Here is a 12,131-nt window from a genome sequence, read left to right as displayed (position 1 = left end):
CAAAACTTCAGACATACCTGCGCAGATTTTGCCTAGCGTTGTCCGAAGATGGCTAAACTTCAGACACTACCCAGCAGTAATTGCCTTGTGTTGTCCGAAGATGGCTAAACTTCAGACACACCCCTGCAGAAATACCTTGTGCTGCCTGAAGACACACAAACATCGACTTCACCCTAACAGAAATTGCCCTCCATTGTCTGCAGACTTTATTTCCTGGTAGTCTTTTTGACTAAAATTCATTTGACATTTAGCAATCAAATGTTGCCGGGCAAGTGTGTCCGAAGTCAAGTAATACCTTTAATAAAAGGTTTTGCCGTACTCAAGCAGCTCCCGTTGGTTGTCAAAAAAATTAAAGAGGTTGGTACATTACTAGCTTAGAATAGTGATAAAGGAGAATTTGAGTAAACTCAACCTTAGAAAACGCCCTTTGTTGTTGAACTAACTGTGCAGGTTTATCGAAGAAGGTTAACTATCTTTTTTGTAGAATATAGATAGGTAAAGTAAAGGAGGTAAAAGATAAGTATGCATATACCGTGGATAGCTGTTCTAGGTCCAATTATACTTGTTTGGATAGCATCGTATATCGTTTATAGACTTATTACAGAACATATAGATGAGCGTTTTGAGGAATTGAAAAAATGGTTGAAAGATAATCAGTAAATATATATTGAAACCTTAGAAAAAAAGTAGAAAATATAGCTATTCAAGCCCCCCAGAATTACGTTAGCCAATTAGCTAAAGTGGCCGGAATGAATCCAAGCTATCTGTCTGTTATTTTCAAAAAAGGTCGGGATTTCACTACGAGAATACATTCAATTGTAAATTAAGACTCTTTGTGTTCAATCAAGTTAACCAGCAACCATTAAAATGAGAGATTCATTTTGTACCCTTCAATACGTGGGTAGTCTTACATGGTTTTTTTAAAACAGCATACATTAGAAAAACCTCCGAATTTAGTTTAGAGTATCGTCCAAAAAATTACGGAGGTTAAAAAGCCTATAATCCGAGAAGCTGCTTTTTCTTGGATTCAAATTCTTCTTCGGTAATGACTCCAGAATCTAAAAGTCCTTTAAATTTTAAAATCTCATCAGCAGTAGAAGTATTGGCTGTTTGCTGTGGGCTACTATTTTGAGCATTAGAAGTTTTTAATTTATCCAAAACTTCATGAATCGAATTATTTATGGATGAAGCGGAAGCGGAATCTAATGCAATATTAAACTTTTCCTGTGGAGTATCGATTGTGAGAATACCAAATATCATTCCTTTTTCAAAAGAAATATCATTTATTTTTTCGTGATTAACAGCTTTAAACTTTTCTCCAGCAAAAGACTTTTGACCAAACAAAATTCGTTTGTTGGTAATTGCATATGCATAGTTACTATCATGTTTAGTGGGGGATTGATAATTATGCAATCCGATGAAGGTCATTAATACCTTTTCACCGCGAATTAGATTATCCGGTAACACTTTGAAGTGTTTAACCCCCCACTTTTCGTTAAAACCAGAACCAAATTTATTCTCTTTACAATATTGGTACATATTTTCTGCACGTGACATCGGATCATCACCAAGTTTGTCTTCCTTTTCTTGAATAATCGCTTTGATCTCTTCAACTGTAATTTTATTAACATTAATCGCCATAGCTCCTCCAGCTTCTTCTAAGCAACTGGGACACAACCAAGCGTCAGATTTTTTTATTTTAAATCGATTAAGTCCAACTTCTTTATTACACACACTACAAGTAGCTTTTCGATCAAAAAAACCCACCATAACATCTCCTTTAAATGAATAAAGTGTTATATCAATTGCTAGCATCAAAAAGGATATTCAAAAAAGTTAAATAAAAAATCATGGTGATTGAGATAAATCCGTTTTCCCCAAATTGGCAATCCCTCGTTTTTTACCTTGTTTCTTAAAACTGTGTTTTTTAAAAGTTAAAACCAAGAAGTAAAAATAAAATCTCTTCACTTTTTTTAAATAAAAGGATGTAAATGTTTTTTTTTCACTATTCTCCTACTATTTAATTTTTTTATACTGCTTAAACCATAATGTTTAATGGGCAGACCCTGCAACGCTCCAACCTTGCACAAGCTATCATTCCCGAATTCCACTATACACAGTAGTTTTTTAGGTAAATACCCTTTTCATGGATACTCGCCCATAACTTTTATAGGTATTTGCATATGCTGTAGGGACAAAGAATTGATGAAAAGAGGAAACGTTATGAAATATGAATGGTATCAAATGAATCCAACGCCTATTCCGTACCAACATGATTATTCACATCCAGGAATGATGCGTGAGTTCAAGTATGGACACGGCGGCGGACAACATGGAAATCACGGTAAACCAGGACATGGCGGTGGACATTATGGTAAACCTGGACATGGCGGTGGCCACGGTAAACCGGGACATGGTTCATACGGAGGTTTTCAAGGTGGACTCCCATTTTTGGGTGGATTAGCAGGTGGGTTACTTGCAGGAACATTGCTCAATTCTCCTAATAACTATCCGTATTACCCATCCCCTAACTACGGATACTATCCAGGATACCCGCCAACGCCATATCCACCATATCAAAATTACCCAAATTACCCTGGATACCAGAACCCTCCTTACGGTGGATATTACTAAAATATTCTTAAACCACAGTTGCAACAGAAGCCATTACAAGAAGGAATTTGTAATGGCTTTTTCTATTTGTTTTATTAACTTAAGTCAGCTTCACTTGTATTACCGGATTAGTGTACCGAGGGCAAACTCCAGTATCCGATTCTTAATAACTAGGGTTATCTTTTACCTGAATCCATGCGTCTGTCTTTTCAAGTTGACCTGCAATCTGTAACAGAAGGTCTTCACGACCGCGTCTTGCCATAACTTGAACACCACACGGGAGAACATCCTTCGTCAGATGCATGGGCAAAGTCATTGCGGGTTGTCCGGTTAAATTCGCAAGCTGGGTGAATGGAGTTCTCTCAAGGCTTTTGTTTGCTAATTGCTCAACAAAGCCCGACTTTTTCAATATTCCTCCTAATCGTAAAGCTCCCACTACTTGGATTAGTCCTTTCTCAAATGGAGTCTGATCGAGCTCCCCTATCTTTGATGGAGGGTGGGCGGTAGTTGGGGTTATGTAAAGGTCATAATCGTCATGAAAGTTTTCCATTTGAATGGCAGCCTTATCCCAAAACTTTAGACTTGCTAAGAATTCATCAGCTGACACGGCTTTTCCAAGTAAATTCAGCATCCAAGTTGCCGGTTCTACATCATTAAATGTGATTTTTCTTCCGATCACACCCTCAATTTCGGTCAAGGTGGTGGCAACTTCTGCAAAATACAACATGAAATAGCTATTCGCTAATCTTTTTCCATCAATTGGTGCTGCTTTTTCGATAACGGTATGCCCCCTCTCTTCCAAGAGTTTTATCGTTTTATGTACGACCAGCTTACACTCCTGATCAACAGCGGTACCTATTGGTGAGTCTGTTGTAAATGCAATTTTAAGCGGTCTTGGTAGTGAAGTCTGCAATGCGTCTAAATAAGACCCTCGAATAGGAGGGGCACTAAACGCATTCGCGCGGTCCATTTGATAATGGTCAAGCATGGTCGCACTATCCCTAACAGTACGGCTTAAAATATGATCGACCGATGCCCCCTGCCATACCCGCCCTCTACCTGGACCAGTTGGTGTGCGTCCGCGAGTTGGTTTTAAACCAAACAATCCACAAAAAGCAGCAGGAATCCGAATTGACCCACCACCATCATTTGCACCTGCAATTGGAACCATACCCGATGCGACAGCTGCAGCTGAACCCCCACTCGAACCACCTGGAGTATGATCCGTGTTCCAAGGATTTCGCGAGGGTCCATAATGAACAGGTTCTGTTATTCCCAGTAACGCAAACTCTGGCACATTGGTCTGTCCCAACAAAGTAACACCTGTTTTCCGGATTTGACGAACAAACTCACTATCATGATCCGCCTTAATGTTTTCAAGGAGCTTTGAACCACTTCTAACTGGTCGTCCTTTTACTTCCTGGTTAATACTCTTCGTTAAAAAAGGCACACCCGCAAATGGTCCCGTTGATTGATCGTGATTAACTTCCACAGGTTCCTTGTAAAATTTATCAACAACCGCATTTAGCGTACCATTTTTCTTTTCAATCTCACGAATGGCAGCTTCCCTGACTTCTTCTGCCTTCACTTCTTTCTTTTGAATTAACTCAGCTATTCCCACCCCGTCAAATTGCTTGTAATTGAACATCACCCATCGCCCCTTTTGGTTTTGTACAATCATTACTGACGTACTAAAATTAGGTCAATTTAGATACCACTATTTACCTATTATTTTTTCATTTTATGATCTGCTTTTTTATGAAATCTTTTATGAATAAAAAAAATCTGCATACGGAAATCGTATTTTAAATTACAGTCTAAAAAGTTATAACAAAGGTATATATTCTGCACCTCAATTATTGTACAATTTAAAAGATAAACTAACACGACTGTCACTTTGAATACCGTACCGTGGCAAGTATCCTTCTTACGGTAGTTTGTTCAAACGTGTATTAATAAGGGAGATGCCCATGTCTATAATATTAAAAAGAAAAATGTTAACGGCCATTATTAGTAGCTTGATAGTTGCACTCATTTTTATGGTTCCAGGTGGATTTAGTCTGAATGGATTTGCTGGCTTATATTATTTAAATTTAATGATTGTGATTACATATGGGGTTATTACATCCATAATTAGTGATTGGATGAGTAAAAAGATGTTTACATCTACATCCTCTCGTGAAATTTGTTCTTTTCTATTCCATTGTTTTTTTGGATTAGTGTTCCTAGTTCTTAGTCTTGTTTCTGCCATTTCTTTTTATATCGTTGACCGTTTATTAACAAAAGTAAAAATTACGTGGTGGATCGTCATTTTGGCTTTATTCATTGTAATACTACTCTTTTTTATAGGTATAAATATTGGTGATTAAGTTTAACGGCGAAAAGAATAATAAAGAAGACCTGAGCCTAGTATAATACCAGACTTAGGTCCAATAAATTGCTTAATATCAATGTCTTTCTTTTGGAATTCACTTCGATTCTCATTAATTAAAATATCTTCTTAAACCCCTACCCTTTCCCCTATCAACTCAATTGCCTTTTCTAACCGCTCACGGTAGTTCCCGCTTATGCTTACGAACGAAATTCCATATTCATTTAATAATTCTTTCAAGCGCTGATTGTTTTCTTCACGAATCTGTTGTTCTCCGTGCACTCTTAATCCGTCATCTACCCATTCGACATCTGGCTCTAAAAATAGGCATAGATCGTATTGTTGGAGCCTGGCGATTTCAGCTAGTACCCGTTGCGTTTTACGATTATACAGTTCTGAATAGAATTGAGTGACAGCTGCCTCGGTGTCAATAAAGACAATTTTATTCGCTTTTTTACTAGCTTTATACTCTTTTAATTTATGGCCGTATGCAATAAGGGGATAATCCTCGTCTACCATAATTCCATCACAACCTCCCAACTCCTCACAGATATCCCTGCCGTATTCGCTTACATACGTTGTGTTATACATAAGTGCCAGATTTCTCGTAAGCGTTGATTTTCCACAACTTTCCGTGCCCAAAATGACCACCTTTTTGACAAAATAAGGCTTCGCTACCTCTGGAATGTAGTCCCAGTATTGAAACACACCCTTTTCTCGAATTTCGGTAGCCGATATTGGAACGTGTTCTCTTTTTTCATCAACCAATATGTGAGTTGCCTCGGGATATAATTCTTGAAAAATTGGATCATATCCTTTTTCAGAACTGAACACCACATCAATGTTCCTGTCAATTTTCTCTTTTATTTTTACGGATCCTTCCTCCCAATTGTAATCCGCATCCCCATCATAATCCTCTACTTCGATGACCTTGACGTTTTTCATATCCTTCGTAAGTTGGGATAGCCAGCGGATCCTGATTGACTTGGTATATAAGGAAACTTGCTCTCTACACAAAGTTCCCGATCCCTCTTTTCGCTATGAGACAACACTACATACAATTCATCAACCATTGCGGAAGCTTTAATAATGGCGTATACATGACCCTGATGCAGCGGTAAAAACTTTCCACCGTAAAACCCAACCTTTTTCATGCCATTTCCTCCCCTTTCTGCTTTGTATACACTTTCGACCAGTTATAATATCCATAAATGCTATTGATCAAAAACGCCGACCACATGACAAGCATGGATACATCATTACCTCCTTGTAAAAGCAATGCCTTCAGCCAAAGTGCAATGGATAATACATTTACCGCGATCCAAAATAGCCACTGTTCAGTAAATCGTTTGAGCATTAAAATCTGAGCAATCACAGATAATGTCGTCGTTGCCGAATCGATCCAGACGACATTACCACCTATTTTTTCTAGAAGGTAAGCATACAGAACAAAAATGACGAGGAATGAAGATAAGGTGATGGTCCATCCTTTTTTCGTTAAAACACTGACTTGAATTTCTTCCCCTTGTACAGTTTGTTTTGCTTTATGTTTGTTCCATAAATAAAGTCCTACAAATTGTAGTGGAAAATAAAACAAGGCATTTAACATGACTTCGCCATATAGGCCATAACCGTAAGCAATATAGGCATAGGTACCGGTTTGGATAATTCCAAAATAGTAATTACTGATCTTCCCTTTTGCAACCAACACAACACACAGCATTCCTGAAATCGAGGTAATAAATCCAACAAGCGTATCATCCCAGACAAAAAACAAATACACATTTACGAGCGTAAACGTAACAAGCCATATCTTTTCAAATAAGGTCCAGTCTTTTAAAATCTTCATTTTGCCTCACTCCTCAATGATTATTAATTAACAAATTGTTAATTATAATAAAGAAAAAAATTAATATTTAGCATTATAGATGGATACATATGGATCGAAATCATTAAATCGATAGAGCTGTGCTTTGTTTTTCGACCATCGATTTGTTTTTTGAGGCTCTCCATCCTTCATGACTTTTTCAATAAACGGAAGTGTTGGAGCCTTTCTAAAAAATTGAGAATCTAGTTTAAGCCAAGGTTCATCCATGACCGTTAGCAATACCCCTTGTAGCTCAGATAAGACAAATTCCTTTGGTAAAAAATTTTTCGCGAGCGTTGTTAATGACATATCCTTTCTAATGAACCATAACGCATCATCGATGATTTCCTTATGATCAAAAGCAAGGTCCAGCTTAAACACTTCATCCATGGAAAATAATGCTACCTCAGCTGCGTCATCTGCTGCTCTCCTTTTCACAAGCTCATTTTCTGGAACTATCGCATAATGCGCATTCGAAATTATCCATCCCCGCTTGTCACGACCAAATTTGTCGTATACGCCAAAATGCTTGATCTTTAATCCTTCTATACCGGTTTCTTCTCTTAGTTCTCGAACAGCTGCTTCATAGGCCGTTTCCTCAGTCTTAATAAACCCACCAGGCAAAGCCCATTTTCCTCTTTCAATATTAGGCTCACCTTCATTTGTTTTCTCTGCCCGCTTAATTAACATTAGCTTTAGTATCTTTTCTGGTGGCTTATATGGACCCACTTCTGTTGAAATAATCGTAAAAACAGCAATATCACTTGTATATCCATCAGGAGTACGATATTTACTTACATCGTAACCCACCAAATCCTCACTCATCTCTTAGACACCTCGTTCAGTTTCTCATTAATTAACACTTTGTTAATTGTTATTAGTATTATATCAAACACTTGCACAAAGTGTTACATAAAATTTTCGACAAAAGGAATCTTTTTCCGAAAACCCACCTATTTTTGAAGTTCAATTTGGTATTTTAGTTCATTCTCATCTATTTAAAAAACTCATCTACCTATGTTTTTCCTTCTTGATCAACTACAATTGTTAATCCACTTCCTGCACCAGTATGATTCAACATATATAGTTAATCAAAGGTCCCGACATACTCATCTCTCATTTATGTATTTTCTATATTTTACTTTGCCATCTATTGAACTTACCTACTCCTTTAGTACAACAACTTCAACAAAAAATGCTTTAATCCTTTTTGGATCAAAGCACAAGTTAGATGAAATATTAACATTGATTCATATTTCTTTTCACTGAAAAGTAAAAAGAGAGGAATTAGAATCTAAAAAACAAAAACAAACAAGTTATGGAAAAACTTGCCTTTTATGAGCTGTTTTTCTGATAACAATGGAGAAAAGCGTATTTGGAACATAGATATTTTTTTTCTCCAATTAGACATCCCTAAAATAACGTCAACTAACTTCGCTACCACTAAATCAGGGTTGTCTGGAACCAGGTGGTACATAAAAAGGTGGTACTTTTATCCAGCCACGTTTGCGCATCAAATGTTTTAATCTACTCGCAAAAGCTAACTTTTCTGATTGAAACTGAATAAACATTAAACCGACATCAGTACGAATCGATTCCGAAGCAGCACCGGCAGCACGCATAATTAGACTAATTATTTTTAATGATAATTCGTTCGCAATCACATCATCCGTTAATTTAACACCAGGAGGAATACTGTTAGGGTCTGATATTGGCATTTCCTCAGGAGCAGGAGGTAACGTAATACCTTCCTTTAACATGAATTCATGTAGTCGTTCCCTTTGACTGGTCCCTAGTTTCATATCTTCTTCAAGTATGGCTTTTAGTTCATCATCGGTTGTGGTATTTATACCTGCTTGAACAGATACTTTGGCTAATTCAAGACCAGCTAAATAAATCCAGCATGACATCACTTCTCCAACATGCAGAGGTTGCGCTTCATCTTGAACTCTTATTGATTTTAATGTATCCATGATAGTTTCGATTATATTTTCCATTTAACTCCCTCCAGTTTGGTTGTAAACTATACTTATTTTTTGTATGGAAAGATTTTTTATTCAGAGATTCCAGTTATCATCAGCAATCTGTACACTAAATAAATCAAAACTAAAAAGTCGATAACCATTAAAATAAGGGAATCGACTTTTTTATACTTATTATACTCAAGCACCCGCAAGCTGAATATGTGGTAAAACTTCGTATTTAAAGCCATTCACCACCTATTTCTTATAGGTATGACGGAATATTGTAAATATAGTCATACCATAGAACATAAAGGATAACAAAACGAAACAATCAATCAACGTAAAAAAACAACGTGTGAAGAAAGGGATTTTTCATCTTCAGCACGTTAATAACTTTCATAGCCGATTGAAAACGTGGATTAGACGTTTTCAAGGTGTAGCCACAAAATCCCTTGATAACTATCTCTATTCGTTTCGTCGGTTGGAAATTGACAAGTATTTAAGCATTTGAAAAACAAGTTGAATAAATGCTTTTTTCTGCCTGCCAAAACTCAAACAATACAACAGTTCGGATGTTAAGAACAGCTTAAAAACCCTTACAGGATTAATTTCTAAATAATGATATTATTATAATTGATAATACATATTTAGGAGGGATATAGTTGATTTTTGAAATGACTACTCAGGTTAGAGTTTCTAATATTGAAGAAGGGCAAAAGTGGTATGAAACACTGCTTAATAAGAAGCCTGACTTTACTCCACACGAAGGATTTGCTGAGTGGGAACTTATTCCTGGTTGTTGGTTGTGGTCGCAGAAGGAACTCTTACTGAGGGTAACGGACCTTTACGTTTAGGAGTTACTAACATTGAAGCTGAAAGAGAAAGACTGATAGAAGATTTAAGGATTAATAGTTTTGAAATACATTCAAGACCTGAAGTACCAGTGAAATGGGGAACTTTCACAGACCCTTGGGGAAATCAACTTGGATTTTTCGAATACATAGATAAGGGCGAAGAGCAAGAACGTATTAAAACTATCATTGGAAGTATAGAAGTTTAAAAAAATCTAGTTAGAAAGGGAACTCCGAAGGAAGTTCCCTTTCATATTCGTGAAATACAACAAAGTTTAACGAAAACTGCCTATAGAAAAAAAGTGCATATTCCTTCTTGGATCAAGCACCTGTTAATTCAATAATGATAATAACTTTGCCACAATGAGTAATCGGATGAAATTTGCAATTACATATACTTGCTAAAGCTGATATAAATTCATCAAATTAATATACATCATCGTCCTAGTTTTGTAGATTTTTCTTTCTATGAAAATTCAATTTATAGTTTACCTAAAAATATTTGTCTCACTTAAATTGATCAATTAGATGAAAAAAACTTTGGCAATTCTTTTTCGCGCTTATCGAGGATAATTTGTTCTGGCTTTATGTCATGCTCACGTAGTATTTCAATGTTCTGTACCACGAACTGATCGCTACCAACAATATAGAAGAGTCCGTTCTTATCTGCAGCAAGGTTATGCACTGCTCCATAATAGTCAGTACGGTTATTTACGAACTGTGCCGTGAACTTCTTGTCAGGTGCTGATTTAAAAATATTTGTAAATAGGAAGTCATTCGATGAATTGATGTTCAGGGAATGGATTTGATTGACGTTCGCAGCACGTTCAAAATATTCAAGAACAAGCGGTCTAAAAGTTGCCAGGCCGACACCAGATGAAAGCAGGTAAATGTTTTTGTCTTCCCTTTTCAGCGGTACATTAGAATGAGTTTTAAATATTGCAACTTCATTTCCGACTTCCAAATTTCTTAAAATCGATTTAAACTCAGAGCACTGCTCTCTGATGCGTGTTGTGATACCGATTGCATTTTCGTACGGTAACGTAGAGATAGACATATGACGAACCAGACTTTTATTTGGTTTATCTCCAGCATTAAAACCTTTCAGTGCAAAGTGAGTGTGGGAACCTTCCTCCCATGTAAATTCTTCAGGGCGGTCAAGCAGGTATGTTCTAATCTCAGGAGTTTCCTCAATAATCTTATTTATTTTCGTCCAGTATATTTGCATTATTAATCTCCTTCATAATGAATATGGTTGCTCCTACCTACTATACAACAAGTGATAATAATTCTCAATTAAAAAGATTGATGATTTCAGATAATTTATGAAAAATATTAACTTAAATATTTATATACTAATAGAGAACACACATGATTCCATTTGAAGCTTCAACACTACTGTATTGCTAGTCACTCAAACTTAAGCGTTAAATCGCACTATGAGATTGAAAATTTTCTATCATACTTCGTTCTTACAACAAAAAAAGGCTGCCTTTATGACAGCTCTGATCTATCAACTATTTCATCCATTTGTTTAAATAGAAATCCTTGAAAGTCGAAGATAAAATCATTTAGGGTTCATTATTTATCTGATTTTCTCCGCCAACTCTAAAATAATTCCCTCTGGACCGCGAACATAACATAATTTATAACTTTCTTCATACTGCTGTATCTCACTAAAAATTTCCGTACCCTTCTTTTTCAACCTTTCAATAATGGCTTCAATATCTTCAACAGCAAAGCAAATATGTTGTATACCTAGCGTATTTGCTAGGGGTCGCGAAATATCTTCTGACGGTGGCGAATAAAATTTGACAAGCTCTATCCATGCCTGGCCACCTGGCATTCCCATCCCGACACATGATGTTTTCACATTATTTAGCCCAACTATTCTGTCTAACTGTTCACCATCCAATTCCCATTCCGCTTTCACTTCAAGTCCTAAATCAAGAAAAAATGCTTTAGCCGCTGAAAGATCATTTACGTTTATACTCACATGATCTATTCTATTGATTTTCATATTTCGTACCTCCCATGTTCCCATTTCAATTGCTGTATTCGTGTAGGTTCATATACTATAAACTAATTGAACCAGTTTTTCACTTTCGTTACATTACAGTTTCTCCTAGTGATAAAACCTTTAATTGCTCCTTCGGCAGTTGACGTTTTTCCCATTCTCGTTGTAATCGCTCTAAGGCTTCTGGCCCTGTGTCATCTGCCAACCGATAAGCACCATAATGCATGGGAACAAACTGCTTCGCTTCCAGTTCAATAAATGCCTTCACACTATCTTCAGGAGAAATATGCGAGTCTGCCATAAACCACTCCGGTTCATAGGCGCCAATTGGCATGAAAACGATATCAATCATAAAACATGCAGCAATTTCCTTTACTATGTAAAATTAAAGACAAGTGAATGTGCCTTTTTATTATAATATTAGTAACTTGTCTTTAATGTCACACAT

12 protein-coding genes and 3 pseudogenes are annotated in these 12,131 nt (G+C 36.6%); 5 read left to right on the top strand and 10 right to left on the bottom strand.

Features of this window, described 5'->3' with window-relative positions:
• Positions 1-522 precede the first annotated feature (522 nt).
• Entirely contained in the window at positions 523-660 is a 138-nt protein-coding gene (locus tag ACR65M_RS08130; RefSeq protein WP_165918121.1) for a hypothetical protein, read from the top strand.
• A 336-nt stretch (positions 661-996) separates the two neighbouring features.
• Here ACR65M_RS08130 and ACR65M_RS08125 read toward each other — a convergent pair whose 3' ends face one another.
• Complete coding sequence (locus ACR65M_RS08125; protein WP_440273071.1) at positions 997-1,815, bottom strand: PH domain-containing protein; 819 nt, start codon at positions 1,813-1,815, stop codon at positions 997-999.
• A 408-nt stretch (positions 1,816-2,223) separates the two neighbouring features.
• On the opposite strand from ACR65M_RS08125, the gene ACR65M_RS08120 reads away from it, so the two are divergent.
• Positions 2,224-2,634 carry a hypothetical protein gene (locus tag ACR65M_RS08120; RefSeq protein WP_121445893.1) on the top strand — a complete coding sequence of 137 codons (411 nt, stop codon included), beginning with the start codon at positions 2,224-2,226 and terminating at the stop codon, positions 2,632-2,634.
• Between the two features lie 142 nt (positions 2,635-2,776).
• On the opposite strand, the gene ACR65M_RS08115 is transcribed toward ACR65M_RS08120, so the two are convergent.
• Positions 2,777-4,261 carry an amidase family protein gene (locus ACR65M_RS08115; RefSeq protein WP_440273070.1) on the bottom strand — a complete coding sequence of 495 codons (1,485 nt, stop codon included), beginning with the start codon at positions 4,259-4,261 and terminating at the stop codon, positions 2,777-2,779.
• Between the two features lie 322 nt (positions 4,262-4,583).
• Between ACR65M_RS08115 and ACR65M_RS08110 the strand changes: the two genes are divergently transcribed.
• A complete protein-coding gene (locus ACR65M_RS08110) occupies positions 4,584-4,982 on the top strand; it encodes a hypothetical protein (protein WP_246006364.1) in 399 nt (132 codons plus the stop codon).
• Between the two features lie 131 nt (positions 4,983-5,113).
• Here ACR65M_RS08110 and nadR read toward each other — a convergent pair whose 3' ends face one another.
• The 5 genes from nadR to ACR65M_RS08085 form a co-directional block, all read right to left on the bottom strand.
• Positions 5,114-5,929: a multifunctional transcriptional regulator/nicotinamide-nucleotide adenylyltransferase/ribosylnicotinamide kinase NadR gene (gene nadR, locus ACR65M_RS08105; RefSeq protein WP_440273069.1), complete on the bottom strand. Its 816-nt coding sequence runs from the start codon at positions 5,927-5,929 to the stop codon at positions 5,114-5,116.
• Positions 5,926-6,138, bottom strand: a complete 213-nt coding sequence (locus tag ACR65M_RS08100) for an adenylyltransferase/cytidyltransferase family protein (protein ID WP_440273068.1) — start codon at positions 6,136-6,138, stop codon at positions 5,926-5,928. The genes nadR and ACR65M_RS08100 overlap by 4 nt, the downstream gene beginning before the upstream one ends.
• Complete coding sequence (gene pnuC / locus ACR65M_RS08095; RefSeq protein ID WP_121445890.1) at positions 6,135-6,833, bottom strand: nicotinamide riboside transporter PnuC; 699 nt, start codon at positions 6,831-6,833, stop codon at positions 6,135-6,137. The genes ACR65M_RS08100 and pnuC overlap by 4 nt, the downstream gene beginning before the upstream one ends.
• A gap of 60 nt (positions 6,834-6,893) precedes the next feature.
• Positions 6,894-7,676 carry an NUDIX domain-containing protein gene (locus tag ACR65M_RS08090; RefSeq protein WP_440273067.1) on the bottom strand — a complete coding sequence of 261 codons (783 nt, stop codon included), beginning with the start codon at positions 7,674-7,676 and terminating at the stop codon, positions 6,894-6,896.
• A gap of 623 nt (positions 7,677-8,299) precedes the next feature.
• Positions 8,300-8,848: a DUF3231 family protein gene (locus ACR65M_RS08085; protein WP_440273066.1), complete on the bottom strand. Its 549-nt coding sequence runs from the start codon at positions 8,846-8,848 to the stop codon at positions 8,300-8,302.
• 295 nt (positions 8,849-9,143) lie between these two features.
• Here ACR65M_RS08085 and ACR65M_RS08080 point away from each other — a divergent pair.
• Positions 9,144-9,405, top strand: a pseudogene (locus tag ACR65M_RS08080) (IS1595 family transposase); the annotation flags it as partial.
• A 72-nt stretch (positions 9,406-9,477) separates the two neighbouring features.
• A pseudogene (locus ACR65M_RS08075) lies at positions 9,478-9,875 on the top strand (VOC family protein).
• Between the two features lie 311 nt (positions 9,876-10,186).
• Here the strand turns inward: ACR65M_RS08075 and ACR65M_RS08070 are convergent.
• The 3 genes and pseudogenes from ACR65M_RS08070 to ACR65M_RS08060 all read right to left on the bottom strand — a co-directional run.
• Positions 10,187-10,894: a ferredoxin reductase domain-containing protein gene (locus ACR65M_RS08070; protein WP_440273065.1), complete on the bottom strand. Its 708-nt coding sequence runs from the start codon at positions 10,892-10,894 to the stop codon at positions 10,187-10,189.
• A gap of 357 nt (positions 10,895-11,251) precedes the next feature.
• Positions 11,252-11,686 (bottom strand): VOC family protein, encoded by a 435-nt coding sequence (locus ACR65M_RS08065; protein ID WP_440273064.1) that lies wholly within the window; start codon positions 11,684-11,686, stop codon positions 11,252-11,254.
• An 88-nt stretch (positions 11,687-11,774) separates the two neighbouring features.
• Positions 11,775-12,056, bottom strand: a pseudogene (locus tag ACR65M_RS08060) (MBL fold metallo-hydrolase); the annotation flags it as partial.
• Between the last annotated feature and the right edge of the window lie 75 nt (positions 12,057-12,131).

It is taken from the genome of Ferdinandcohnia sp. SAFN-114 (genome assembly GCF_059415045.1).
The sequence above is the reverse complement of the archived record's forward strand: the minus strand, read 5'-3'. Positions and strand labels throughout refer to the sequence as shown.

Coding starts and splice junctions, on each gene's coding strand:
- ACR65M_RS08130 (WP_165918121.1), top strand. CDS start 523: ATGCATATACCGTGGATAGCTGTTCTAGGTCCAATTATACTTGTTTGG.
- ACR65M_RS08125 (WP_440273071.1), bottom strand. CDS start 1,815: ATGCTAGCAATTGATATAACACTTTATTCATTTAAAGGAGATGTTATG.
- ACR65M_RS08120 (WP_121445893.1), top strand. CDS start 2,224: ATGAAATATGAATGGTATCAAATGAATCCAACGCCTATTCCGTACCAA.
- ACR65M_RS08115 (WP_440273070.1), bottom strand. CDS start 4,261: ATGTTCAATTACAAGCAATTTGACGGGGTGGGAATAGCTGAGTTAATT.
- ACR65M_RS08110 (WP_246006364.1), top strand. CDS start 4,584: ATGTCTATAATATTAAAAAGAAAAATGTTAACGGCCATTATTAGTAGC.
- nadR (WP_440273069.1), bottom strand. CDS start 5,929: ATGAAAAACGTCAAGGTCATCGAAGTAGAGGATTATGATGGGGATGCG.
- ACR65M_RS08100 (WP_440273068.1), bottom strand. CDS start 6,138: ATGAAAAAGGTTGGGTTTTACGGTGGAAAGTTTTTACCGCTGCATCAG.
- pnuC (WP_121445890.1), bottom strand. CDS start 6,833: ATGAAGATTTTAAAAGACTGGACCTTATTTGAAAAGATATGGCTTGTT.
- ACR65M_RS08090 (WP_440273067.1), bottom strand. CDS start 7,676: ATGAGTGAGGATTTGGTGGGTTACGATGTAAGTAAATATCGTACTCCT.
- ACR65M_RS08085 (WP_440273066.1), bottom strand. CDS start 8,848: ATGGAAAATATAATCGAAACTATCATGGATACATTAAAATCAATAAGA.
- ACR65M_RS08070 (WP_440273065.1), bottom strand. CDS start 10,894: ATGCAAATATACTGGACGAAAATAAATAAGATTATTGAGGAAACTCCT.
- ACR65M_RS08065 (WP_440273064.1), bottom strand. CDS start 11,686: ATGAAAATCAATAGAATAGATCATGTGAGTATAAACGTAAATGATCTT.